The organism is Olsenella sp. An285, from assembly GCF_002159625.1.
Classification (GTDB): Bacteria; Actinomycetota; Coriobacteriia; order Coriobacteriales; family Atopobiaceae; genus Thermophilibacter; species Thermophilibacter avicola.
The window spans coordinates 20,071-45,070 of record NZ_NFIZ01000006.1; the positions used below are offsets into that span (position 1 = coordinate 20,071).

The following is a 25,000-nucleotide window of genomic DNA, read 5'->3' on the forward strand; positions in this document are numbered from 1 at the left end:
GGCCGAGCGAGTCAACAGAGGGAGTCTCATGGCAAAGAATCAGTCACGCACGCCGGGCCGCGACGTCCGCGGCGGCAAGGGCAAGGGGGCGCGGCCCGTCCGTCCGTCCGCGGGCAATCGAGCGCGGGGCGAGAAGAACCGTCCGCCCGCGCCTCGTCAGGGCGCTGCGCGCCGCGAGCCGAGGGACCGAACGGACCTCATTGAGGGCCGCAGGGCCGTCGAGGAGGCGCTCGCCTGCGGAATGCCGCTGAGAAGCGCGCTCGTTCAGGAGCGCTCGGGCGAGCGCGACCAGGCGCTGGAGCGCATCGCCGCCCGTCTGGAGGAGGCGGGCGTGCCGGTGGAGCGCGTGCCGCGCTCCCGCCTCGACTCCCTTTCGAGCCACGGCGCCCATCAGGGAGTCGTCGTGCGCACGCGCCCCTTCCAGTACGCCGAGCTCTCCGACGTGATTGCGGCGGCGGGGGAGGGCGACGCCCTCGTGGTGGTGCTCGACCACGTGACCGACCAGGGCAACTTCGGCGCCATCGTGCGCACGGCCGAGGTCGTGGGCGCCGCGGGCGTGGTGGTGGCCAAGGCGCGCGCAGCCTCCGTGGGCGTGGGCGCGTACAAGACCTCCGCTGGCGCCGTCATGCACCTGCCCATCGCGCAGGTCCCCAACCTCGCGCGCGCGATCGAGGAGCTCAAGGCGGCCGGCTTCTGGGCCTGCGCCGCCACGGAGCACGCCGAGCAGGACGTCTGGCACGCCCCCATGGGCGGCCGTCTGGCGCTCGTCATGGGCTCCGAGGGCGAGGGCATCTCGCGCCTCGTGGCAGAGAAGTGCGACTTCGCGTGCCGCCTGCCCCAGCGCGGGCGCGTGGAGTCCCTCAACGTCGCGCAGGCCACGACCGTGCTCTGCTACGAGTGGCTGAGGCGCGTGGAGTGCGGGGCGGATGCCGATGCCTAGCCCCGCGCCGCGCGAGCTTCTCGTCGTGGACGGCTACAACGTGATCTACAAGTCCGCCCGCTACCTCGCCCGCATGGACGAGACCTCGGACGGGGACCCCTTCGAGCAGGCGCGCGACTTGCTCGTGGCGGACGTGGCCGCCTACGCGAAGGGGCGCTACGAGCCCGTGATCGTCTTCGACGCCGCCGGCAACCTGTCGCCCGAGCGGCCGAACCTCTCCAAGGCCGGCGTCCGGATGGTCTTCTCGCCGGCCGGCGAGTCCGCGGACACGGTGATTGAGCGCCTGGTGACGGAGGCGCGCCTCGCGCCGCAGGCAGTGACCGTGGTGACGTCCGACAGGACGATCCGCGCCACGGTGGGCGGCGTGCCCGTCACGCGCGTCTCGAGCGACGTGCTCGTGGCAGACGTGAACGCCCTCGCCACGGAGTACAGCCGCGAGAACGAGGCGCGTCAGACGCAGCACATGCGCCTCGAGGACAGGATCGACCCCGCTGCGCGCGAGAAGCTCTGGAAGATCCTTCGCGGCTGACGCATGGGACGGGGGGACGGAGCGGTGACAACCCCCCGTCCCCCCGTCCCGTCCGGTATCCGCTATCATGTATGTGCGCGCCGGTATGGCTCAATGGCAGAGCAACGGTTTTGTAAACCGTGGGTTGGGGGTTCGACTCCCTCTACCGGCTCCAGATTTTTTTCGAGGCCGTAGCGCGCCCGCGCCGCGGCCTCGCTTCTTTCGAACAGCGAACACCTTGTCTGACCTGCGCATGTGTGCAACTCGTGTGTATAGATACGCCCGGCAGCGGGGTATAGATTGACAAGAGATTTGCATCGTCGTAAATTATTCCCCGCTTGCGAGGGAGAAAGCGCCTCGCGGGTGGCTGAAAACGGAATGGGGATGTGGCACAGCGGCAACTGCGGCGGACTGTAAATCCGCTCCCTCTGGGTTCCTTGGTTCGAGTCCAAGCATCCCCACCATTCGCCCGTGTAGCTCAGTCGGTAGAGCACTTCGTTGGTAACGAAGAGGTCACCGGTTCAAATCCGGTCGCGGGCTCCATTTTCCCTTTTCGGTCGCAAGGCACCATGCCGGTGTAGCTCAGTTGGTTAGAGCACGCGGCTCATACCCGCGATGTCACTGGTTCGAGTCCAGTCACCGGTACCAGAGTTCTTGGCGGCGCTTCGGCGCCGCTTGGCATAAGAACGAAGCAAGTACATTGGGAAGGCCAAAAGGTCGGTTCCAGAAGGAGGATGGCAATGGCCAAGGAGAAGTTCGATCGTTCCAAGCCCCACGTAAACATCGGTACCATTGGTCACGTCGACCACGGCAAGACCACCACGACCGCGGCCATCACCAAGGTCCTCTCCGAGACCGACGGCTGCAAGGCTGACTACACCGCCTTCGAGAACATCGACAAGGCTCCCGAGGAGCGTCAGCGCGGCATCACCATCAACGTTGCCCACATCGAGTACGAGACCTGGGAGCGCCACTACGCTCACGTCGACTGCCCGGGCCACGCTGACTACATCAAGAACATGATCTCCGGTGCGGCTCAGATGGACGGCGCCATCCTCGTCATCGCCGCCACCGACGGCCCCATGGCCCAGACCCGCGAGCACATCCTTCTCGCCCGTCAGGTCGGCGTTCCCTACATCATCGTCTTCCTCAACAAGTGCGACATGGTTGACGACGAGGAGCTCATCGACCTCGTCGAGATGGAGACCCGCGACCTCCTGACCGAGTACGACTTCCCCGGCGACGACCTGCCGATTATCCGTGGCTCCGCCCTCGGCGCCCTCAACGGCGAGCAGAAGTGGGTCGACTCCATCGTCGAGCTCATGCACGCTGTCGACTCCTACATCCCGACCCCGCCGCGTGACAACGACAAGCCGTTCCTGATGGCCATCGAGGACGTCATGACCATCTCCGGCCGCGGCACCGTCGCTACCGGCCGTGTCGAGCGCGGCGAGCTCAAGCTCAACGACCCCGTCGAGATCGTCGGCATCCGCGAGAAGCAGACCTCCGTCGCCACCGGCATCGAGATGTTCCGCAAGACCATGGACTTCTGCGAGGCTGGCGACAACGTCGGCATCCTGCTCCGCGGCATCAAGCGCGAGGACATCGAGCGCGGCCAGGTCATCTGCAAGCCCGGCTCCGTCCAGCCGCACCAGAAGTTCACCGGTGAGATCTACGTCCTCACCAAGGAGGAGGGTGGCCGTCACACCCCGTTCTTCGCCGGCTACCGTCCGCAGTTCTACTTCCGCACCACCGACGTCACCGGTGACATCTCCGAGCTCACCGATGCCAACGGCACCAAGGTTGAGATGGCTATGCCTGGCGACCACATCACCGTCACCTGCGAGCTCATCCACCCGATCGCTATGGAGCAGGGCCTCAAGTTCGCTATCCGCGAGGGTGGCCACACCGTCGGCGACGGCCGTGTCTCCTCGATTCTCGACTAACTTCTACCGAAGCTAGTTCTGGACCCGGCGTCCCTTAAGGCGCCGGGTCCTTTTTCAGCTGCGAATGCCGTGCAAGAGTGACAGGCACTTTTGCACGGGCGTTTTCTGCTGCGGCGCTCACATTTGCGGATTTTGTGATGTAGCCAACGCACACCTGGAAGAGTTGACAACATGGGCGTGCCGATGGTATCGTTCTCCATCGCGTCACGTTCGAGGGAAACCCCCTCCAACGAGAAGTTCTTCAGGAGGATCAATGCGTACTCTAGTTACCCTCGCGTGCACCGAGTGCAAGCGCCGCAACTACACCACGGACAAGAACAAGGCCAACAACCCCGATCGCATGGAGTTGAAGAAGTACTGCCCGTGGTGCCGCAAGCACACGCTTCACAGGGAGACCCGCTAACCTAGGTGGGTTTTCATCACAGGCCAGTAGCTCCAATGGTAGAGCGGCGGTCTCCAAAACCGTTTGTTGAGGGTTCGAGTCCTTCCTGGCCTGCCAGATTTCACCACCGGCTTTCCCTTCGGGGTTAGCCGGTTTCCATGTAAGGGACGTTTTCTAGGAGTCGACGGATGGCGAACAAGGACCGTAACAAGAGGAGCGCCCGCAAGGCTCGCGCCGAGGAGCGCGCCCGCGTCGAGGCCGCCCAGGCCGCGTCTGCGCCCGCCGACGACTCCAAGAAGGCGGCCAAGGGCCTGACCAAGGCCAAGGACGAGAAGAAGCCCGAGAAGAAGGCGGACAAGAAGGCCGAGAAGAACCCTGGCTTCTTCGGTCGCCTTCGCTCGTACCTCGGCGACGTTCGCTCCGAGATGCGCCGCGTCGTGTGGCCCTCTCGCGAGGAGCTCAAGAGCTACTCCGTCGCGATCATCGCCATGCTCATCGTCTTTGGCATCGTCATCTGGCTCGTTGACTCCGGCATCGTGGCTGCGCTGGTGGGCTTCACCGGCCTGAGGGGGTAGGCATGGCTAAGCGTTGGTATGTGATTCACACCTACTCCGGCTACGAGAACAAGGTCAAGGCTGACCTCGAGCACCGCATCGAGACCTACGGCCTCGAGGACAAGGTTGTGGACATCCAGATCCCGACCGAGGAGGTCACCGAGATCAAGGACGGCGGCAAGCGCGAGACCAAGGAGTCCAAGGTCTTCCCGAGCTACGTCCTCGTTCGCATGGAGATCGACGACAACACCTGGGCCGTCGTGCGCAACACGCCCGGCGTCACCGGCTTCGTCGGCCTCGACGGCAAGCCCACCCCGCTTCGTCGCGACGAGTTCGACAAGATCATGCGTCGCTCCGGCGGCCGCGGCACCACCGCCTCCGTGCCCAAGCGCACCTCCACCAACCTCGAGGTCGGCCAGACCGTGCGCGTCCTCTCGGGCCCGCTCGCGGACTTCGACGGCCAGATCTCCGAGGTCATGGCCGAGTCCGGCAAGGTGAAGGTCATGCTCATGATTTTCGGCCGCGAGACCCCCGTGGAGCTCACCCTCGACCAGATCTCCGTCATCAGCTAGGAGTTCCCGCCAGCCCGGCATCGGTGAGGATAGCTTCTCGGGCTCGGCGCTTACATAGCAGTATCTTCACGACACGTTTCCCCAAGGAGAAGAACCATGGCCAAGAAGCAGGTCACGCACTTCATCAAGCTCCAGATTCCGGCCGGTGCCGCCAACCCGGCGCCTCCCGTCGGCCCCGCCCTCGGTGCCGCCCAGGTCAACATCATGCAGTTCTGCCAGGCGTTCAACGCCGCCACGGCGGACAAGCAGGGTGACATCATCCCCGTCGAGATCACGGTCTACGAGGACCGCACCTTCGACTTCATCTGCAAGACCCCGCCCGCGGCCCAGCTCATCAAGAAGGAGCTCGGCCTCAAGAGCGGCTCCGGCGTGCCCCAGCGCGACAAGGTCGGCCAGCTCACCCAGGAGCAGCTCACCAAGATCGCCGAGATCAAGATGCCGGACCTCAACGCCAACGACATCGAGGCCGCCAAGAAGATCGTCGCCGGCACCGCCCGCTCCATGGGCGTCACCATCGCCGAGTAGGGTTGACAAAGGGACTGTCCCCTTGTCAACAACGATGTGGGAGGGCGTGAAGCCCGCTGACCACAGGAGGAAGTAATATGCCTAAGCACGGAAAGAACTACAAGGCCGCCGCCGCCAAGGTCGAGAGCTCCAAGCTCTACTCTCCGAAGGAGGCCATGGAGCTCGCCAAGGAGCTCGCTCCCGCCAAGTTTGACGAGACCGTCGAGGTCGCCGTCCGCCTGGGCGTCGACACCCGCAAGGCCGACCAGAACGTCCGCGGCTCCATCTCCCTGCCCCACGGCACCGGCAAGTCCGTCCGCGTCGCCGTCTTCGCCGAGGGCGAGAAGGCCCGCGAGGCCGAGGCCGCTGGCGCCGACGTCATCGGCTCCGACGATCTCGTCGCCCAGATTCAGGCCGGCGAGCTGAACTTCGACGCCGCCATCGCCACGCCCAACATGATGGGCAAGGTCGGCCGCCTGGGCAAGATCCTCGGCCCCCGTGGCCTCATGCCCAACCCCAAGCTCGGCACCGTCACCATGGACGTCGCCAAGATGGTCGGCGAGCTCAAGGCCGGTCGCGTGGAGTACCGCGCCGACCGCTACGGCATCTGCCACGTCCCCATGGGCAAGGTCTCCTTTGACACCCAGAAGCTCGTCGAGAACTACGGCGCGCTTCTCACCGAGCTCCTCCGCGTGAAGCCGTCCAGCGCCAAGGGCAAGTACGTCAAGTCCGTGGTCATCTCCACCACCATGGGCCCTGGCATCAAGGTCGACCCCACCAAGACCCGCAACTTTATGGAGGAGTAGTTCTTCTCGCTTGAAGATACTCTGAACGCTTGACGGGCGTCCTGTGCAATGGCACAATGTCTCAGCGCAAGACGCCCGTCTTGTGTTTTTGCTCATCAGCACGTCCGCTGCCAAAGACAGCCGGTGCCGCAAGGCTCAAAGGGGTAACCCGCCTGCCGAGGTGGTCTCAGAGATAGCATCTTCGAGGACCCCGCTTTGGCTGCGCCATGCGGGGTCTTCTCATGCGGAAGGCCCGCCCGCGTCGGCGGCTCGTGCCCGACCGCATCGAAGAGGAGGTGTACTGATACATGCCGTCCAAGTCCAATGTTGCCATGCTCGAGAAGGTCGCCAGCTCCCTGGAGTCCTCGAACGGCGTCTTCGTCGTTGACTATCGTGGCCTCTCCGTCAAGGAGACTCAGGAGGTTCGCCGCGCTCTGCGCGAGGCGGGCGCCGAGATGAAGGTCTACAAGAACAACATCGTCAAGATCGCCCTCGAGAACGCCGGGATGCCCAACGTCGACGATATGCTCGCCGGTACCTGCGCCTACGTCTTCTATGAGAAGGACCCCGTTGATGCCGCCAAGGTCATCAAGGAGCAGTCCGAGAAGCTCAAGAAGATGGCGTTCGTCGGCGCCATCGCCGATGGCAAGGCCCTCACGGCCGAGGAGGCGAAGGCCTACGCTGACCTGCCCAACCGCGATCAGCTCATGGGTATGCTCGCCGGCCTCATCAACGGCTTCGCCCGCGACATCGCCGTGTGCGTCAAGGAGGTCCCCGCTGGCCTCGCGCGCTCCGTCAACGCTGTCTCCGAGCAGAAGCAGGCCGCCTAGCGGCACCCCGAGGCCTGGCCGCACCAAGAGAGGCGAGAGCCTCAGACACGCAAAGACCATCCGCACGCCCCGTGCGGGATCGAAAGGAAACCAAAAATGGCTAAGCTTACCACCGAGGAGATCATTGACGCCCTCAAGGAGATGACCCTTCTTGAGGCCTCCGAGCTCGTTAAGGCTATCGAGGACACCTTCGGCGTCTCCGCCGCCGCCCCCGTCGCCGCCGTGGCCGCCGCTCCGGCCGCCGCTGCCGCCGAGGAGGAGGAGAAGACCAACTTCGACGTCGTGCTCGAGTCCTTCGGCGACAACAAGATTGCCGTCATCAAGGTCGTCCGCGCTCTGACCAGCCTCGGCCTCAAGGAGGCCAAGGAGGTCGTCGAGGGTGCCCCCAAGGCCGTCCTCGAGGGCGCCAAGAAGGAGGACGCCGAGGCCGCCAAGAAGCAGCTCGAGGAGGCCGGCGCCACCGTCACCCTCAAGTAAGTTCGCTTACTTCACCGGGTATCGCGCAAGCGCACCTTCAAGGGGTCGGGCCCAACGGGTCCGGCCCCTTTTCGTGTGCATGGGGCCAGCGGGGCCGAGAAGTGCGGGCGCACGTCTCGCTGTGCGCCGAGAGGCGGACCGCACTCCCTGATTCGAACAAGGAGTGCGGTCAGTTTTGGCGGGCCGGAGCGTCAGGTGCGGTTGGCCTCTTGGCGTCCGTTGCCAGGTGCGGGCAGGGAGTGCCCTCCGCCCCGCACTCACGGGTGCGGCCGAGAAGTGCGGGCAGTTTTGCCGTGGCGAGGCGCCGAGTGCGGGGTTGCTCTCGGCATCCGTAGCCAGGTGCGGGCGGGGAGTGCCCTCCGGCCCGCACTCATGAGTGCGACCGAGAAGTGCGGGCACGTGGCAAACGTTTACCGAGAAGTGCGTGGCCAGCGGCGATCAGACCGCATGGCCCCACCGAACCTACACATGTCAGGTTCTTCTCGGCAAAGCATTTCCGCAGGTAGATTGAGTAAGCGCGAAAACATACTCGAAAACGAGGCGCAAGTCAAGACTTTTCATTGACCCAGGGGCGGGATTTCGGTAGCTTATTACGTTGCGACAATTGCCGCCTTCCACCCTTTTTGAAGGAGGATAGCCTGGTGTCTACTGCAAAGATTGCACTTACCAAACCACAAGGCACGACGGGACGCAAGACCTTTAGCAAGATTGCCCCTGCGATGGAGCTCCCCAACCTGATCTCGGTTCAGAAGGAGTCCTTCGAGCGCTTCATGGGCGAGGGCCTTGCCGAGTCCTTTGCGGAGTTCTCTCCCATCGAGAACTCTGCCCACACCCTGCAGGTCACCTTTGGCGACCACCAGTTTGGCGACCCCGCGCACACCATCGCGGAGTGCCGCGCCAAGGACATCTCCTACCAGGCACCTCTCTTCGTTGACGTGCGCTTTGTCAACAAGGAGACCGGCGAGATGAAGGAGCAGCTCGTCTTCATGGGCGACTTCCCGCTCATGACCGAGCGCGGCACCTTCGTCATCAACGGCACCGAGCGCGTGGTGGTCTCTCAGCTCGTCCGCTCGCCCGGCGTGTACTTCTCGTCCGAGATGGACAACGGCGTGCGCGTGCACAAGGCACAGTTCATCCCCGCCCGCGGCGCGTGGCTCGAGTTCGAGGTCGACAAGCGCGGCCACCTCGTGGTCTCCATCGACCGCAAGCGTCGCCAGTCCGCCACGATGTTCCTGCGCGCCCTCGGCATTGCCGAGTCCGACGACGAGATCCTGTCCCTCCTGGGCGACTCCGACGTCGTGCGCAACACCGTCGAGCGTGACACCGCCACCACCCGCGAGGACGCCCTCCTGGAGATCTACCGTCGCCAGCGCCCCGGCGAGCCCCCCACCGTGGACTCCGCCCGCTCGCTCATCGACGGCCTCTACTTCAACGAGCAGCGCTACGACCTCGCGCGCGTGGGCCGCTACAAGGTCAACAAGAAGCTCGGCATCGACGTCGAGTCCTCCGCGCGCGTCCTCACGCAGGAGGACATCGTCGAGTCCCTGCGCTACCTGCTTGCCCTTCACGCGGGCGACCCCTCCAAGCGCCTCGACGACATCGACCACTTTGGCAACCGCCGCGTCCGCACCGTGGGCGAGCTCGTGCAGAACCAGTTCCGCATTGGCATGAGCCGCATGGAGCGCGTGGTGCGCGAGCGCATGGCGTCCCAGGACGTTGACGACATCACGCCGCAGTCGCTCATCAACATTCGCCCCATCGTGGCCGCGATCAAGGAGTTCTTCGGCTCCTCGCAGCTCTCCCAGTTCATGGACCAGGCCAACCCGCTCGCCGGCCTCACGCACAAGCGTCGTCTGTCGGCCCTGGGCCCGGGCGGTCTCGCCGGCCACAAGTCCGGATCCAGCCGCCGCACCAATGTTCCTACCGCGGTGCGCGACGTCCACAACTCGCACTACTCCCGCATGTGCCCGATCGAGACCCCCGAGGGTCCCAACATCGGCCTCATCGGCTCGCTCGCCCTCTACGCGCACGTCAACGAGTACGGCTTCATCGAGGCCCCGTACCGTCGCGTCGAGGACGGCAAGGTCACCGACAAGATCGACTGGATGACGGCCGACGAGGAGGAGACGCACAACATCGCCCCCGCCAACACGCCGTTCGACCCCAAGACCGGCGAGTTCGTGGAGGTCGACTCCAAGGGCAACATCTCCCACCCCGAGCGCATCATCGCCCGCACGCGCGACTTCGACGGCTCGTTCGGCGCGCCGGCGCAGGTGAGCGTCGAGGACGTCGACTACATGGACGTCTCCCCGCGCCAGCTGCTCTCCGTGGCCGCCAACCTCATCCCGTTCCTCGAGCACGACGACGCCAAGCGTACCCTCATGGGCGCCAACATGCAGCGCCAGGCCGTGCCGCTGATCCGCACGAGCGCCCCCTTCGTGGGCACGGGCATGGAGGAGCGCGCCGCGCTCGACTCCGGTGAGCTCGTCTGCGCCGCCCACGCCGGCACCGTCTCCGAGGTCGACGCCGCCCACGTGGTGGTCTACTCGGACGAGTACGGCTCTGAGCGCTACGACCTGCCCAAGTACCAGCGCTCCAACCAGTCCACCTGCATCAACCACCGTCCGATCGTCCACGCCGGCGATCACGTCGAGGCCGGCCAGCCGCTTGCGGACGGCACCTCGATCGACCACTCCGAGCTCGCCCTCGGCGCCAACCTCACCGTGGCCTACATGCCGTGGGAGGGCTTCAACTACGAGGACGGCATCATCGTCTCCGAGCGCGTGGTCCAGGAGGACCTGCTGACCTCCATCAGCATCTCCCGCCACGAGATCGACGCCCGCGACACCAAGCTCGGGCCCGAGGAGATCACCCGCGAGATCCCCAACCTCTCCGAGGACATGCTCGCCAACCTCGACGATGACGGCATCATCCGCATCGGCGCCGAGGTCGGCCCCGGCGACATCCTCGTGGGCAAGGTCACGCCCAAGGGCGAGACGGCCCTCACCGCCGAGGAGCGCCTGCTGCGCGCCATCTTTGGCGCCAAGGCCCACGACGTGCGCGACACCTCCCTCAAGATGCCGCACGGCGCCTACGGCCGCGTGGTCAACGTCGTGCGCTTCAGCCGCGAGGCCGGCGACGACCTCCCGCCGGGAGTCAACGAGCTCGTCCGCGTCTTCGTCGCGCAGCGCCGCAAGATCCAGCAGGGCGACAAGATCGCCGGCCGTCACGGCAACAAGGGCGTCGTCTGCAACGTCCTGCCCGTGGAGGACATGCCCTACATGGCCGACGGCACGCCCGTCGACGTCCTTCTCGACCCGCTGGGCGTCCCGTCCCGTATGAACGTCGGCCAGCTCCTCGAGTGCCACCTCGGCTGGGGCGCCTCCCACGGTTGGGACGACGAGTCCGACGCCTCCGAGCGCTACGTGCCCGGCCCCATCCGCGTGGCCACGCCCGTCTTCGACGGCGCCACGGACGACGAGGTCGCCGAGCTGCTGCGCCGCTGCAACGTCAACCTCATGAACAAGGCCCGCCTGGACTACGGCGACCACATGCGCGAGGAGTTCGTCCCGCAGCTCAACGAGCTCGGCAAGACCACGCTCTACGACGGTCGCACGGGCGAGCCCTTCGAGAGCCCCATCACCGTGGGCACGAGCTACATCCTGAAGCTCGGCCACATGGTCGACGACAAGATCCACGCCCGCTCGACCGGCCCCTACAGCCTCGTCACGCAGCAGCCCCTGGGCGGCAAGGCCCAGTTTGGCGGCCAGCGCTTCGGCGAGATGGAGGTCTGGGCCCTCTACGCCTACGGTGCCGCGAACGTCCTCCAGGAGATCCTCACGGTCAAGTCCGACGACACCAACGGCCGCGTGAAGACCTACGAGTCCATCGTCAAGGGCGAGAACATCCCCGCCGCCGGCATCCCGGAGTCCTTCAAGGTCCTGGTCAAGGAGATTCGCTCCCTGGCCCTGGACATCGAGCCGATCTCCTACCGCAGGCGCACCGAGCGCACCGCGCAGGAGGAGGCCGTCTCCGCCGAGAGCGCCGTGGACGTCTTCGCCGAGATGACCGACGCCGACGAGCTCGCGACCGCGCCCGCCGACGACCTCGAGAACGCCGACGTTGCCCTCGTGGGCAGCGCGGACAGCGATAAGGAGTAGCGACTGTGGCAGATTTCGACACCACCGACTTCGACGCAATCAAGATCTCCCTTGCCTCGGCTGACCGCATCCGCAGCTGGTCGCACGGCGAGGTGAAGAAGCCCGAGACCATCAACTACCGCACTCTCAAGCCCGAGAAGGACGGCCTGTTCTGCGAGAAGATCTTCGGACCGCAGAAGGACTGGGAGTGCGCCTGCGGCAAGTACAAGGGCATCCGCTTCCGCGGCATCGTCTGCGAGCGATGCGGCGTCGAGGTGACCACGGCCAAGGTTCGCCGCGAGCGCATGGGCCACATCGAGCTCGCGGCGCCCGTGAGCCACATCTGGTACTTCAAGAGCCCCACGAGCTTCCCGCTCGCGCGCCTGCTCGACATCAAGAGCAAGGACCTCGAGAAGGTCCTCTACTTCGCGAGCTACATCATCACGCACGTGGACACCGAGGCCCGCGAGGCCGATGCGGAGGACCTCAAGGAGGAGCTCGCCGCCGACCTCGAGGAGCTCGACGCCGAGCGCGACGACCAGATCGAGCGCCTCAAAGAGCAGGGCGAGGCCACCGAGGACGAGTTCGGCGAGGTGGAGCCCCTCTCCGCCGACGAGATCCGCGCCGGCATCGCCGACCTCGAGGAGGAGTACGAGGAGGAGAAGGCGCTCCGCCGCGAGGCCTACGAGAAGTTCATGCAGCTCGAGGAGCGCGAGCTCATCTCCGACGAGGGCCTCTTCTCCGAGCTCAAGCGCTACTATGGCATCTACTTCAAGGGAGGCATGGGCGCCGAGGCCGTGCGCGAGCTGCTTCGCAGCATCGACCTCGAGGCCTCCGCTCAGGAGCTCCGCGCCATCATCGCCTCCGATGACGCCCAGAAGCAGAAGCGCGAGAAGGCCATCAAGCGCCTGGAGATCGTCGACGCCTTCCTCAAGGGCGGCAACGACCCGGCCAACATGATCCTCGACGTCATCCCCGTCATCCCGCCCGACCTGCGCCCGATGGTGCAGCTCGACGGCGGCCGCTTCGCCGCGTCGGACATGAACGACCTCTACCGTCGCGTCATCAACCGCAACAACCGCCTCAAGCGCCTGCTCGACCTCGACGCCCCGGCGATCATCGTCAACAACGAGAAGCGCATGCTCCAGGAGTCCGTGGACGCGCTCTTCGACAACGGTCGTCGCGGCCGTCCCGTCACCGGTCGTGGCGGTCGCCCGCTCAAGTCCCTCGCCGAGGCCCTCAAGGGCAAGCAGGGCCGCTTCCGCCAGAACCTCCTGGGCAAGCGCGTCGACTACTCCGGCCGCTCGGTCATCGTCGTCGACCCCAAGCTCAAGCTGCACCAGTGCGGCCTGCCCACGCAGATGGCCCTCGAGCTCTTCAAGCCGTTCGTGATGCGCCGCCTCGTGGAGCTCGGCAAGGTCGAGAACATCAAGGGCGCCAAGCGTGCCATCGACCGCCAGATGCCGGCCGTGTGGGACGTGCTCTCCGAGGTGGTCCAGGATCGCCTGGTCCTTCTCAACCGCGCACCCACCCTGCACCGCCTCTCCATCCAGGCCTTCGAGCCGGTTCTCGTTGAGGGCAAGGCCATCCACCTGCACCCGCTGGTGTGCGCCCCCTTCAACGCGGACTTCGACGGCGACCAGATGTCCGTGCACGTGCCGCTGTCCACGCAGGCCCAGACCGAGGCCCGCGTGCTCATGCTCTCGTCCAACAACCTGCGCTCGCCGGCCTCCGGCAAGGTGCTGACCGTCCCGTCCCAGGACATGGTCTTCGGTGCGTACTACCTCACCACCGAGAAGGGCGAGAAGACCGAGGACACCCCGGTCTTCGCCGACTTCGACGACGCTCTTCTCGCCATTGACATGGGCCGTGACCTTGGCATCCAGCAGCCGGTCATCGTGCGCGTCTCCGCCGCCGACGCCAACGTCGTCGAGGGCGACCGCAAGATCTTCCGCGTGCTCACCGCCAAGGGCGAGAGCGTGGACTACGACGTCACCGAGCGCACCGCGCGCTTCGAGACCACGCCGGGCCGCATCATCTTCAACCGCCAGTGCCTGCCGGCCGACTACCCCTTCATCAACTACAAGATGGTGAAGAGCGACATCGGCACCCTGGTCAACGACTGCTGCGACCGCTACACCACGGCCGAGGTCGAGCCCATCCTGGACGCCATCAAGGAGACGGGCTTCCACTACGCCACACTGGCGGGCCTCACGGTCTCCGTCTGGGACGCCACGATCCCCGAGGACAAGCCCCAGCTGCTCGAGGAGGCGCAGGACCGCGTCGACGAGATCAACGAGTACTACGAGGACGGCTTCCTGTCCGAGCTGGAGCGTCACACCGAGGTCGTCAACGCCTGGACCGAGTGCACCGACCTTCTGGCCACCGAGATGCTCGCGGGCTTTGCCGAGGACAACCCCATCTACATGATGGCCGACTCCGGCGCCCGTGGCTCCAAGACGCAGCTGCGTCAGCTCGCCGGTATGCGAGGCCTCATGGCCGACATGTCCGGCGATACGATCGACCTGCCCATTAAGGCCAACTTCCGCGAGGGCCTCGAGCCGCTGGAGTACTTCATCTCCACGTACGGCGCGCGCAAGGGCCTCGTCGACACCGCATCGCACACCTCCGACTCCGGCTACCTGACCCGTCGTCTCGTCGACGTGGCCCAGGACGTCATCGTTCGCGAGGAGGACTGCGGCACCGACGAGGGCGTCACCTACCCCCTGATCAAGCCGGGCCAGACGAGCGTGGACACCGACCTCATCGGCCGCTGCGCCCTCAACGACATCGTCGACCCCGAGACGGGCGAGGTGCTCGTGGCCAAGGACGGCTACATCGAGTCCAAGGACGACCTCGAGATGCTCGTCGCGCACGGCCTCAAGAGGGTCGAGCTCCGCGCGCTGCTCACCTGCAAGTCCAAGTACGGCGTCTGCCAGAAGTGCTACGGCTGGGACCTCTCCACGCGTCGTCCGGTCAACATCGGCACGGCCGTGGGCGTCATCGCCGCCCAGTCCATCGGCGAGCCGGGCACCCAGCTCACGATGCGCACCATTCACTCCGGCGGCGTCGCGGGCGCTGACGACATCACGCAGGGCCTCCCCACGGTCGCCCGCATGTTCGACGTCGTCGGCAACGTCAACGAGAAGATCCTCGGCCGCGAGGCCGACCTCGCGCCCGTGTCCGGCCTGCTCCGCATCATGCCCGAGCAGACCGAGTACCTGCTGCGCATTCTGGACACCGACGACCCGTCCCGCATCATCGAGGAGTGGCGCGTCCCGGCCTCCGTCCGCTTTATGCCCGACGTGGAGGACGGCGTGGAGGTCCGTGCCGGCGACCAGATCACCCGCGGCTTCGTCAACTTCCGCAAGCTGCGCAAGCTCACGGACATCGAGTCGACGATGCACACCTTCGTCGAGTCCGTCAAGGACGTCTACACCTCCCAGGGCGTCGACCTCAACGACAAGCACATCGAGGTCATCGCGCGCCAGATGCTGCGCCGCGTCCAGGTGACCAACCCCGGAGACTCCCAGTACCTGCTGGGCCAGTACGTCGACCGCTACGTCTTCGCGGACACCGTGCGCAACGTGACCCTGGCCGGCGGCACCCCGCCCGAGGCCGAGCCCGTCATCCTCGGTACTCTCAAGGTCGCGAGCTCCATCGACTCCTGGCTCTCCAGCGCGTCGTTCATCCGCACCGCCGGCGTCCTCACCGAGGCCGCCATCGAGGGCGACGTCGACCACCTGCTCGACCTCAAGTCCAACGTCATCGTGGGCAAGCAGATCCCCGCGGGCACCGGCCTCGGGGCCTACAACAACGTGGAGCTCACCTACCACGGCACCAAGATCGACGGCCCCACGTCGCCTCTGGCCAAGAGCCTGCCCGAGTGGGCCCCCGACGAGCTCAAGACCATCGAGGAGCAGCTGCCCAAGCAGCTCGACTGGGTGGGCGACGACTACGGCTTCGGCGGCGTGTACTCCAAGAACGGCCGCACGCTCTCCAGCGAGGACGCCAAGCTCTACCTCTTCGACGACCTGGGCGTCTCGCAGCGCTGGACCAACAAGTTCAGCGAGGTGGGCATCGAGACGGTGGGCGACCTCATCGGCAAGACCGAGGACGACCTGCTGCGCATCGACGGCATCGGCGCCAAGGCGATCGAGGAGCTCCGCGACGGCCTCGAGGCCCGCGGCCTGCTCTACATCCTGGAGCCCGACGACGTCGAGGCCGACAGCGAGGACCTCTCCCAGCTCCTGAACATGGTCTTCTCGCCCGACGCCGACGCCGACATCATGCTCGGCACCGCCGCGCCGTCCACGCACCACTTCGATGACGAGCTCATCGGCGGCTCCGACACCTCCTCCAATGACTCCGACGTCATCAACGAGGACCTTGGCTCCCTCGACGACCTGCTTTCCCAGGTTGTCCGCCAGGAGGCCGGGGACGAGGAGTAGCCCCTAGCACCAATGACGCCGCAAGGCGACTCAGGCGCCGGTTCCGCAGCTGCGGGGCCGGCGCCTTTTGCGTCGCGCGCCTGGCGGCCGGCCAAACCGGGGCCCATCAAACTCTGAGATTTCTGTACATTGGGAGCGGACCCTTCCAGGCCGTCCGGCGTTTGCGCAGCTCGACGAGGTGCTCGTTCTTCTCGCCCCGTCGAGCGCCCGCGCAATGTACAGAAAAGTCAGAGTTCGCCGGCGGGTACGCGGCAGACCGCGACGGTGGCCACCCCGTCCACCGGCAGAAAGGCGCCGCCCGCGAAGGTTACACGAACCTATCGACGTGAGTCACTTTCTGCACTTTTTTGTGCGCGGGCGCCCCTGGCCTTGTGCTTCGTTGCCGCAAGACATAAACGCTCAAACGTATAGGCCAATTCTGCCCGTCTTGGCTTCGGCGCGCCTGGGGGCGAGGTGATAGCCTCCGCGCATGGAGACCATCATCTGTGACATATCCGCGTTTCTGTACTGGCGCGTTCCGCCGATCGTCCGCCTGCTCGCCAGCGCGGCGGACGACGACCCCCTGCTCGCCAATCTGGTGAGCCCCGAGGAGCTTTCCAATCTGTGCGCGGGCTGCGCCGAGCTTCCCCTGGCTCGCGCATGCGCATCCTCCGGCACTCACTGGCGGGCTGCCGGGGAGGCCTCGCGCGCGATTCGCACGTCGTCGGCGCTTCTCTCTGTGTGCATGGAAGGACCCGTGGACGTGCTGGTGACAAGGCGCGAGCAGACTCGGCGAGCAACCATCGTGAGGCCGCGCCTGTGGTCGGCCGGCGTTCCGCAAGGTGAGCTGAGCCGGATATCAGATGATCTTCGCGTGGTATCGCCCGGGTTTGCGCTCTTGCAGCTTGCCCGGAGGGCGAGCCTGGCGAGGACGGTGCTCCTTGCTGCCGAGCTCTGCGGCTCCTTTGCGGTCTATTCGGCTCCGGAGTGCCTGCGGGAGGTGCTCCAGCGCCTTGTGGACGCCAACCTTCTCCCGCGGATGGGCGGCTGGGAGCCCTGCCTCGACCGCGAGGGCAAGCTCACGGACCTCTGGTCGAGAAAGCCCCTGGTCACTCCCGCCGACCTGCGACGCATCGCGGAGCAGTCGCCTTCGCCGGGCGGGCGCGAGCGGCTGCTCGAGGCAGCGCGGCTGGTGACTCCGGGCGCGGCGTCTCCGTTCGAAGCGAGGGCGGGAATCATCTTGGGCTTCTCGCGCAGACGGGGCGGGGAGGGGCAGGATGGGTTTGCCCACAATCAGCGTATCGCGCTCACGCCCGAGGCTCGGGCGCTCGCCGGGCGGTTCAGCTGCTATTGCGATCTCTACTGGAGGGAGGGGCTGGACCTCGAGTGTCAGAGCAGGCTCGCACACGACGTCGGCTCGAGCTTTCTCTCGGACTCCGACAGAACGGCCGCTCTAAAGCTGATGGGGGTGGAGGTCTTGCCCGTTACCTATCGGCAGCTCAAGAATGAGGCCCGCACCCAGGCGCTCTCCAAGATGGTGGCGGAGAAGAGGGGCGTTTCCTGGGCACCGCCGACGGAGCGGCAGCGTGCGGCAGGTCGGCGCCTAAGAGACGAGGTCCTCGTTGACTGGGAGAGCCTTCCTTTTGTCTGAAGCCCGGCGTCACAGGGCGAACTCTGAGATTTCTGTACATTACGGGGGCGCCTGAAGAGGCGAGAAGAACGATCAGCTCGCCTACCTGCAAAAACTTGGAAGGCCCTTCGGGCGTCCGCGCGTAATGTACAGAAAAGTCAGAGTTCGCCGGCGGGCACGCGGGTGGGCGCGGCGCCGGTGGGCGGGCACGCCGATCGCAGGGAGACCTGCTCGGTCGAGAAGGACCTCGGGCCGTCGGGGGCCTCGACTACGGCGCGGCCCCAGAGATCCACGGCGAGAAGATTTCCGCGACAGAGTACGTATCCCTCAGGCGAGAGCGCCACGACCTGCTGCCCCAGCCAGGTGAGGCGCGCAAGGTAGTCGTCCCGGATTCCGGCAAGGGGCTCGATGCCCCCGGCCGCTGCCCAGGCGTCCGTCCGGGCGACGATGCCATCTCGCAGCGCCTCGGCGAGCGCCGAGAAGGACGGTGCGGCTCCAAGGTCCGCCAGACAGATTGCCCCCAGGTTCGCGGGCGCTCGCTCGATGTTGACGCCCACGCCGCAGACGGCAAAGGTCTCTCCGGCCTCGTCGCGCCCCGCCTCAACGAGTATCCCGGCGAGCTTTCGCTCGCGCGCAAGGACGTCGTTGGGCCACTTGAGCTGTGGCACATTTGAAAGCCCAAAGCCATCGAGGGCGTCCAGCATGCCGAGGCCGCAGGCCGCCGCAAGCCCGGGCAGCTTTGAGGGCGGCACGGCGGGCCGCAGCAGGACGGACAAGTAGAGGTTGCCCTCCGGCGACGCCCACGTGTGGCCGCGCCTCCCGCGCCCGGCGGTCTGGCGGCGCGCGGCGACGGCCGCGCCGCTCGGCGCGCCGGACCGGCCGAGCGCCCGGGCCTCGTCGTTGGTCGATCCGACCTCCTCGAGGGTCTGGAGTGGCGGGAGCACGTTCTTCTCCTCCTCACGCTGGCGGATTTGATGGCGGGTGGGCCGGGACCGTGTGGAGGTATCATGGCAAAATGGTCCCGGCAAAAGAATAACGCTGCACGGCATCCGCCGATTGACTAGCCTACCAATGAGATGTTGACTCGTTAACAACATGACGACAGGGGGCGAGAAGATGGGACTCCGCATTCTGGGCACGGGCTCCGCGCTTCCGGCGCGCTCGGTGACCAACGACGACCTGTCCGAGTTCCTTGATACCTCCGACGAGTGGATCTTCCCGCGCACCGGCATCAAGAGCCGTCGCATCTGCGCGGAGGAGACCCTCGACGACCTCTCCGTCGAGGCGAGCCGCCTGGCCCTCGAGGCCGCCGGTGTCACGCCCGACCAGCTCGACCTCATCATCTGCTCCACCACGAGCGGTGACCACCTCATCCCCGCGGAGGCCTGCGCCATCGCGGAGCGCCTGGGTGCGAGCTGCCCCGCCTTCGACGTCTCCGCCGCCTGCGCGGGCTTCGTCTTCGCGCTCGACGTGGCTGACGGCTACTTCGCGCGCGGCCGCGCGGAGCGCGTGCTCGTGGTGGCGGCCGAGAAGATGAGCCGCCTCGTCGACTGGGAGGACCGCGCCACGTGCGTCCTCTTTGGCGACGGTGCCGCCGCGGCGGTGCTGGGCGCGGGCGGGGAGAGCCCGCTCGCCATGCGCCTCGAGACCGAGCCCTCGGTGGAGATCCTCCACGTGCCGGGCATCGGTGGCAGCTCGCCCTACGACAGGACCGAGCACCCCGCGAACGTCCTAACCATGGAGGGGCGCCGCGTCTTCAAGTTTGGCGTGAACGCCATCTGCTCCTCGGTGAGCGCCCTCTGCGAGGAGGCGGGCGTCTCTGTCGAGGACATCGACCACTTTGTCTTCCACCAGGCCAACGAGCGCATCCTCTCCTCGGCCGTGACCCGCCTTGGCATCGACCCCGCCAAGGTGGCGCGCGTCCTCGAGGAGACGGGCAACATCTCGAGCGCCTGCATCCCCCTTGCCCTCGACAGGCTCGTCCGCTCGGGCGAGCTCTCGTCCGGCCAGCTCGTCGTTCTCGTGGGCTTTGGCGCCGGGCTCGACACGGGGGCCTGCCTGCTCCGCTGGGAGTAGGCCAAGCAACGTCCATCGGCGCGCCCGACCGGGCGCACGGAGATAAGGAGAAGAACCATGGCAGATCAGAGCACCTTCGACCGCGTGTGCGCTATCGTCCGCGAGCAGGGCGGCCTCGACGACGTCGAGCTGACCGCCGAGACCACGCTCGCCGAGGTGGGCCTGGACAGCCTGGCCACCGTCGAGGCCGTCATGGCCTGCGAGGACGAGTTCGGCATCGAGATCGACGCCGAGTCCAACCCCACCACCATCGGCGAGTTCGTCGAGATGGTCGACTCCCTGCTGGAGAACTAGTCATGCTGCGCACCCCCATCTGCGACCTTCTCGGCATCGAGAAGCCCGTCTTCCAGGGCGGGATGGCATGGATCGCCGACGCCTCCCTCGCCTCGGCCGTGTCCGAGGCCGGCGGCCTGGGCGTCATCGCCGCCATGAACGCCAACGCCGACTGGCTGCGCGAGCAGATCCACGAGCTTCGCGAGAAGACCGACAAGCCCTTTGGCGTGAACGTCATGCTCATGAGCCCGTTTGCCGACGAGGTTGCCCAGGTCGTCATCGACGAGCACGTCCCCGTGGTCATCACGGGCGCGGGCAACCCCACCAAGTACATGAAGGCGTGGAACGCCGCGGGCATCAAGGTCATCCCCGTGGTCGCCTCCGTTGCCATGGCAAGGCTCGTTCAGCGGGCCGGTGCCGTGGCCGTGGTGGCCGAGGGCACCGAGTCCGGCGGCCACATCGGCGAGACCACCACGATGGCTCTTGTTCCGCAGGTCGTCGACGCCGTGAAGATCCCCGTCATCGCCGCGGGCGGCATCGCCGACGGGCGCGGCTTCGCCGCCGCCCTCATGCTCGGCGCCGTGGGGGTCCAGGTGGGGACGCGCTTCCTCGTGGCCAACGAGTGCACCGTGTCCGACCAGTACAAGGACATGGTCATCAAGGCCAACGACATCTCCACGCGCGCGACCGGCCGCTCCACCGGGCACCCGGTCCGCGCCCTCAAGAACCCCTTCTCCAACAAGTACGCCCAGATGGAGTCCGCGGGCGCATCCGAGGAGGAGCTCAACGCGCTGGGCACCGGCGCGCTGCGCAAGGCGGCCAAGGAGGGCGACTACGAGAACGGCTCGTTCCTCTGCGGCCAGATCGCCGGCATGGTGCGCGAGCGCCAGAGCGCGCTCGAGATCGTGGACGACCTCGTCAACGGGGCTGAGAAGGTCCTGTCTGGAGCGATGCAATGGGTAAGGTAGCCTTCCTCTTTGCCGGCCAGGGCGCCCAGCACCCCGGCATGTGCGCAGACCTCATCGAGTCCGAGGCCGCGGCGAAGGCCGTCTTTGACGCCGCCGACGCCGTGCGCCCCGGCACCACCGAGCAGTGCCTCTCCGGCACCAAGGAGGAGCTCTCTCAGACCATCAACACGCAGCCCTGCGTGTTTGCGGCGGACCTCGCGTGCGCCCGCGCCCTCGAGGCGCGCGGCGTGACGCCGGACGTGGTCGCGGGCTTCTCCCTTGGCGAGGTGGCCGCGCTCACGTTTGCCGGCGCCTACACCGACGAGCAGGGCTTCGAGCTCGTGTGCCGCCGCGCCGAGCTCATGGCCGACGCCGCTGCCGCCAATCCCGGCGCCATGCGCGCCGTGGTGAAGCTCGACGCCGCCACCGTCGAGCGTCTCGCCGCCGAGGCGGGCGAGGCCTGGCCCGTCAACTACAACAGCCCGCTCCAGACCGTCGTGGCCGGGACCGCCGAGGCATGCGAGCGCCTCGACGTCCTCGTGAAGGAGGCCAAGGGCCGCGCGATGAAGGTCGCCGTCTCCGGTGCCTTCCACAGCCCGTTCATGGCAGACGCAGAGCGCGGCCTCGCGGCCTACCTCGCCGACGGGCACGAGCCCGGCGAGACCCGCGTCCCCGTGCTCGCCAACCGCACGGGCGAGCCGTACCCGGCGGACGCCCCCGAGCGCGCCGCCCTTCTCGCCAGTCAGGTGGCCAACCCCGTCCAGTGGGTGCGCACCCTGCAGAACATGGCGGCCGACGGCGTGGACACCTTCATCGAGGTGGGCCCGGGCAAGACCCTCACGGGCCTCGTGTCGCGCACCCTCGAGGGCGTGACCGCGCTGCCGTGCGAGACGGTTGAGCAGCTCGAGGCGGTTCTCGCCGCCCTCTCCGAGAAGGGGGAGTAGCAATGGCCGAGAAGATCGGGGCCATCGAGCGCGACGCCTCCCGCCGCGTGGCCCTCGTCACGGGCGCCTCGCGCGGCATCGGCCGCGCCGTCGCGGAGGGGCTTGCCGCCGACGGCTTTGACCTCGCCCTCGTCTACGCCGGCAACGAGGCCGCGGCCGCCGAGGCCGTGGCCGCCTGCGAGGCCGCCGGCGCCACCGCGCGCGCCTACCGCTGCGACGTCTCCGACCCGGAGGCCGTCAAGGCCACCGTCGACGCGGTGCTGGCGGACTTTGGCGGCGTCTGGGCCCTCGTCAACAACGCGGGCGTCACGCGTGACGGCCTGCTCGTGCGCATGTCCGACGAGGACTTCGCCCGCGTCATCGACGTCAACCTCAAGGGCGCCTTCCACACCATCCGCGCCCTCTCGCGCGCCTTCATGCGCCAGCGCGGAGGCCGCATCGTGAACATGGCCTCCGTCGTGGGCCTCATGGGCAACGCGGGCCAGGCCAACTACGCGGCCTCCAAGGCCGGCCTCATCGGCCTCACCAAGTCCGTCGCGCGCGAGCTCGCCCCGCGCGGGGTCACCGTCAACGCCATCGCGCCGGGCTTCGTCGAGACCGACATGACGGCCGTGCTCTCCGAGAGCGTGGTCGAGGGCTACGAGAAGCAGATTCCCCTCGGCCGCCTCGCGAGCGCGGAGGAGATCTCCGCGGTGGCCCGCTTCCTCGTGAGCGACGCCGCGTCCTACGTTACCGGAGAGGTCATTCGCGTCGACGGCGGCATGGCGATGTAACTGGCACGCGTGCAAAAGGGACAGTCACTTTTGCACGCCCGCACGACAGACGTGCAAAAGTGACTGTCCCTTTTGCACGCGTTGGGAGTTGAGATGGAGCACAGAGTAGCAATCACCGGCATCGGCGCCGTCACGCCGCTCGGCAACACCGCCAAGGAGACCTGGGAGGCCATGGTCGCCGGCACGTGCGGCATCGGTCCCATTACCCACTTCGACACCGAGAACTTCAAGGTCAAGGTCGCGGCTGAGGTCAAGGACTTCGACGGCGCCGCCCTTCTCGGCAAGCAGGAGGCCGCGCACCTGGACCTCTTTTCCCAGTACGCGCTCGTCGCCTCCGACGAGGCGATGGCCGACTCCGGCCTCGACGCCGAGGGCGCCATCGACCGCGAGCGCCTGGGCGTCTACGTGGGCTCCGGCGTGGGCGGCATCAACGCCTTTGCCGACAACGTCCACGTCATCGCCGACCGCGGCCCGCGTCGCGCGTCCCCGTTCATGATCACGATGATGATCGCCAACATGGCGACCGGCAACATCGCCATCCGCCACAAGGCACTGGGCCCCACGCTTCCCGTCGTGACCGCGTGCGCCACCTCCGCCCACGCCGTGGGCGAGGCGTTCCGCGCGATCAAGCACGGCTACGCCGACGCCATCCTCGCCGGCGGCGCCGAGGCCGCCATCATGCCGGAGTCCATCGCCGGCTTCACCAGCTGCCGCGCCCTCACCACCAACCCCGATCCCGCTACCGCGTGCCGCCCGTTCGACGCGGAGCGCAACGGCTTCGTCATGGGCGAGGGCGCCTGCATGCTCGTCCTCGAGGAGTGGGAGCGCGCGGTCGCGCGCGGCGCCCACATCTACGCCGAGCTCGTGGGCTACGGCAACACCGACGACGCCTATCACATCACGAGCCCCGACCCCGAGGCCGCCGGCATCACCCGCGCCATCAGGCTGGCCGTGGAGGAGGGCGGCGTGAAGCCCGAGGAGGGCCTCTACATCAACGCGCACGGCACCTCCACCAAGCTCAACGACGCCTCCGAGACGCTCGGCTTCAAGCAGGCGCTTGGCGAGGAGGCCGCCCGCGCGGCGCACGTCTCCTCCACCAAGTCCATGACCGGCCACATGATCGGCGCCACCGGTGCCGTGGAGGCCATGGCCTGTGCCCTCGCCCTCGAGAACGGCGTCGTGCCGCCCACGATCAACTACCACACGCCCGACCCGGCGTGCGATCTCGACTACACGCCCAACGAGGCCGTCGAGTGCGAGCTCACCTGGGCTCTCTCCACCAACCTCGGCTTTGGCGGACACAACGCGGCGCTCGCCCTGCGCGCCGTGGAGAGGAGCTAACCATGGATTCGGCCAAGATTTCCGAGATTGCCGACATCATGAGGAGCCACGGCCTCACGCGCGTCCGCGTGGAGGACCCGGACGGCTCCGCCGTCGAGCTCGAGTGCGGCGGCGCCCCCGCGGCGGCCCCGGCCCCCGTGCCGTTCCCCGCGCCCGCGGCTCCCGCCGCCCCGGCGCCCGCATCCGCTCCCGCGCCTGCCCCGGCCCCTGTGCCCGCCGGCGACGAGCCCCTCGACATGTCCCACACCACCGCGGTGCGCGCCCCCATGGTCGGCGTCTTCTACGCCGCTCCCGCCCCTGGTGCGGAGCCCTTCGTGCAGGTGGGCTCCAAGGTCAAGAAGGGCGACACCCTCTGCGTCATCGAGGCCATGAAGGTCATGAACGAGGTGACGGCCGAGGAGGACGGCGAGGTCGTGGACATCTGCGTGCACGACGGCGACCTCGTCGAGTACGGCTGCTGCCTCATGAAGATCTACTAGGGGAGGGCGTCGCATGAACAAGGAAGAGCTCAAGGACCTGCTGCCGCACCGCGAGCCGATGCTTCTCCTCGACGAGGCTGAGGTCGTCGACGGCGAGGCGCACGGCAAGATCACCATCACGGGGGACGAGTTCTTCGTCCAGGGCCACTTCCCCGGCAACCCCATCGTCCCCGGGGTCATCCAGTGCGAGATGCTCGCGCAGAACTGCTGCGTCCTGCTTGCCAATGACCTTGCCGCCAAGGGCGCCACGCCCCTCTACACGAGCCTCGACAAGGTGCGCTTCAAGCACCCCGTGCGCCCCGGCGACACCATCGAGCTCACCTGTCGCATCACCAAGAGTCGCGGGCCCTTCCGCTTTGCCACGGGCGAGGCCCGCGTCAACGGGGAGCTCTGCTGCCAGGCGGAGATGTCCTTCGCCCTGATGTAGTGGCTGCAGGGTGATGGGAGGGGACGCTTCCCTCTCATCACCC

General features: G+C 67.1%; 22 protein-coding genes and 5 tRNA genes. 26 read left to right on the forward strand and 1 reads right to left on the reverse strand.

Features of this window, described 5'->3' with window-relative positions; all coding sequences use genetic code 11:
- Positions 1 to 28 precede the first annotated feature (28 nt).
- The 18 genes from rlmB to B5F79_RS05350 all read left to right on the forward strand — a co-directional run bounded on the left by rlmB (position 29) and on the right by B5F79_RS05350 (position 17,718).
- A complete protein-coding gene (gene rlmB / locus B5F79_RS05265; protein ID WP_087218426.1) occupies positions 29 to 940 on the forward strand; it encodes a 23S rRNA (guanosine(2251)-2'-O)-methyltransferase RlmB in 912 nt (303 codons plus the stop codon).
- The gene (locus tag B5F79_RS05270) at positions 933 to 1,469 is read left to right on the forward strand and encodes an NYN domain-containing protein (RefSeq protein WP_087218790.1); all 537 of its coding nucleotides are present in this window, start codon (positions 933 to 935) and stop codon (positions 1,467 to 1,469) included. Before rlmB ends, B5F79_RS05270 begins: the two co-directional genes overlap by 8 nt.
- 79 nt (positions 1,470 to 1,548) lie before the next feature.
- Positions 1,549 to 1,623 (forward strand) — tRNA-Thr (locus tag B5F79_RS05275).
- Positions 1,624 to 1,828: 205 nt separating this feature from the next.
- Positions 1,829 to 1,912, forward strand: a tRNA-Tyr gene (locus tag B5F79_RS05280).
- A 3-nt stretch (positions 1,913 to 1,915) separates the two neighbouring features.
- Positions 1,916 to 1,991 (forward strand) — tRNA-Thr (locus B5F79_RS05285).
- A gap of 28 nt (positions 1,992 to 2,019) precedes the next feature.
- A tRNA-Met gene (locus B5F79_RS05290) sits at positions 2,020 to 2,096 on the forward strand.
- A gap of 92 nt (positions 2,097 to 2,188) precedes the next feature.
- Positions 2,189 to 3,394 carry an elongation factor Tu gene (gene tuf, locus B5F79_RS05295; protein WP_087218429.1) on the forward strand — a complete coding sequence of 402 codons (1,206 nt, stop codon included), beginning with the start codon at positions 2,189 to 2,191 and terminating at the stop codon, positions 3,392 to 3,394.
- Positions 3,395 to 3,647: 253 nt separating this feature from the next.
- Positions 3,648 to 3,797 (forward strand): 50S ribosomal protein L33, encoded by a 150-nt coding sequence (gene rpmG, locus B5F79_RS05300; RefSeq protein ID WP_087218432.1) that lies wholly within the window; start codon positions 3,648 to 3,650, stop codon positions 3,795 to 3,797.
- 20 nt (positions 3,798 to 3,817) lie between these two features.
- A tRNA-Trp gene (locus B5F79_RS05305) sits at positions 3,818 to 3,893 on the forward strand.
- 71 nt (positions 3,894 to 3,964) lie between these two features.
- On the forward strand, positions 3,965 to 4,351 hold the full coding sequence (gene secE, locus B5F79_RS05310; protein ID WP_087218435.1) for a preprotein translocase subunit SecE: 387 nt from the start codon (positions 3,965 to 3,967) through the stop codon (positions 4,349 to 4,351).
- 2 nt (positions 4,352 to 4,353) lie between these two features.
- Positions 4,354 to 4,902 carry a transcription termination/antitermination protein NusG gene (gene nusG / locus B5F79_RS05315; protein WP_087218438.1) on the forward strand — a complete coding sequence of 183 codons (549 nt, stop codon included), beginning with the start codon at positions 4,354 to 4,356 and terminating at the stop codon, positions 4,900 to 4,902.
- A gap of 96 nt (positions 4,903 to 4,998) precedes the next feature.
- On the forward strand, positions 4,999 to 5,427 hold the full coding sequence (rplK, locus tag B5F79_RS05320; protein WP_087218441.1) for a 50S ribosomal protein L11: 429 nt from the start codon (positions 4,999 to 5,001) through the stop codon (positions 5,425 to 5,427).
- A 77-nt stretch (positions 5,428 to 5,504) separates the two neighbouring features.
- On the forward strand, positions 5,505 to 6,212 hold the full coding sequence (gene rplA, locus B5F79_RS05325; protein ID WP_087218443.1) for a 50S ribosomal protein L1: 708 nt from the start codon (positions 5,505 to 5,507) through the stop codon (positions 6,210 to 6,212).
- Between the two features lie 287 nt (positions 6,213 to 6,499).
- Entirely contained in the window at positions 6,500 to 7,021 is a 522-nt protein-coding gene (gene rplJ, locus B5F79_RS05330) for a 50S ribosomal protein L10 (RefSeq protein WP_087218445.1), read from the forward strand.
- Positions 7,022 to 7,117: 96 nt separating this feature from the next.
- Entirely contained in the window at positions 7,118 to 7,498 is a 381-nt protein-coding gene (gene rplL, locus B5F79_RS05335; RefSeq protein WP_087218448.1) for a 50S ribosomal protein L7/L12, read from the forward strand.
- A 719-nt stretch (positions 7,499 to 8,217) separates the two neighbouring features.
- The gene (gene rpoB / locus B5F79_RS05340) at positions 8,218 to 11,658 is read left to right on the forward strand and encodes a DNA-directed RNA polymerase subunit beta (RefSeq protein WP_241147257.1); all 3,441 of its coding nucleotides are present in this window, start codon (positions 8,218 to 8,220) and stop codon (positions 11,656 to 11,658) included.
- A 5-nt stretch (positions 11,659 to 11,663) separates the two neighbouring features.
- On the forward strand, positions 11,664 to 16,088 hold the full coding sequence (locus B5F79_RS05345; protein WP_087218454.1) for a DNA-directed RNA polymerase subunit beta': 4,425 nt from the start codon (positions 11,664 to 11,666) through the stop codon (positions 16,086 to 16,088).
- Positions 16,089 to 16,557: 469 nt separating this feature from the next.
- Entirely contained in the window at positions 16,558 to 17,718 is a 1,161-nt protein-coding gene (locus B5F79_RS05350; protein WP_087218457.1) for a hypothetical protein, read from the forward strand.
- A 137-nt stretch (positions 17,719 to 17,855) separates the two neighbouring features.
- On the opposite strand, the gene B5F79_RS05355 is transcribed toward B5F79_RS05350, so the two are convergent.
- Entirely contained in the window at positions 17,856 to 18,641 is a 786-nt protein-coding gene (locus tag B5F79_RS05355) for a biotin--[acetyl-CoA-carboxylase] ligase (protein WP_241147258.1), read from the reverse strand.
- A 172-nt stretch (positions 18,642 to 18,813) separates the two neighbouring features.
- Here B5F79_RS05355 and B5F79_RS05360 point away from each other — a divergent pair, with 172 nt between their 5' ends.
- The 8 genes from B5F79_RS05360 (at position 18,814) to fabZ (ending at position 24,957) form a co-directional block, all read left to right on the forward strand.
- Positions 18,814 to 19,773 carry a beta-ketoacyl-ACP synthase III gene (locus tag B5F79_RS05360; RefSeq protein ID WP_087218461.1) on the forward strand — a complete coding sequence of 320 codons (960 nt, stop codon included), beginning with the start codon at positions 18,814 to 18,816 and terminating at the stop codon, positions 19,771 to 19,773.
- A gap of 57 nt (positions 19,774 to 19,830) precedes the next feature.
- Complete coding sequence (locus B5F79_RS05365) at positions 19,831 to 20,067, forward strand: phosphopantetheine-binding protein (RefSeq protein WP_087218464.1); 237 nt, start codon at positions 19,831 to 19,833, stop codon at positions 20,065 to 20,067.
- A gap of 2 nt (positions 20,068 to 20,069) precedes the next feature.
- A complete protein-coding gene (fabK, locus tag B5F79_RS05370) occupies positions 20,070 to 21,014 on the forward strand; it encodes an enoyl-[acyl-carrier-protein] reductase FabK (protein WP_087218467.1) in 945 nt (314 codons plus the stop codon).
- Positions 21,002 to 21,937: an ACP S-malonyltransferase gene (locus tag B5F79_RS05375; RefSeq protein WP_087218470.1), complete on the forward strand. Its 936-nt coding sequence runs from the start codon at positions 21,002 to 21,004 to the stop codon at positions 21,935 to 21,937. The genes fabK and B5F79_RS05375 overlap by 13 nt, the downstream gene beginning before the upstream one ends.
- A 2-nt stretch (positions 21,938 to 21,939) precedes the next feature.
- Positions 21,940 to 22,710 (forward strand): 3-oxoacyl-[acyl-carrier-protein] reductase, encoded by a 771-nt coding sequence (gene fabG / locus B5F79_RS05380; protein ID WP_087218473.1) that lies wholly within the window; start codon positions 21,940 to 21,942, stop codon positions 22,708 to 22,710.
- A gap of 93 nt (positions 22,711 to 22,803) precedes the next feature.
- Positions 22,804 to 24,051: a beta-ketoacyl-ACP synthase II gene (fabF, locus tag B5F79_RS05385; protein ID WP_087218476.1), complete on the forward strand. Its 1,248-nt coding sequence runs from the start codon at positions 22,804 to 22,806 to the stop codon at positions 24,049 to 24,051.
- A gap of 2 nt (positions 24,052 to 24,053) precedes the next feature.
- Positions 24,054 to 24,530, forward strand: a complete 477-nt coding sequence (gene accB / locus B5F79_RS05390; RefSeq protein ID WP_087218479.1) for an acetyl-CoA carboxylase biotin carboxyl carrier protein — start codon at positions 24,054 to 24,056, stop codon at positions 24,528 to 24,530.
- 13 nt (positions 24,531 to 24,543) lie between these two features.
- The gene (gene fabZ / locus B5F79_RS05395) at positions 24,544 to 24,957 is read left to right on the forward strand and encodes a 3-hydroxyacyl-ACP dehydratase FabZ (RefSeq protein ID WP_087218482.1); all 414 of its coding nucleotides are present in this window, start codon (positions 24,544 to 24,546) and stop codon (positions 24,955 to 24,957) included.
- Positions 24,958 to 25,000 lie beyond the last annotated feature (43 nt).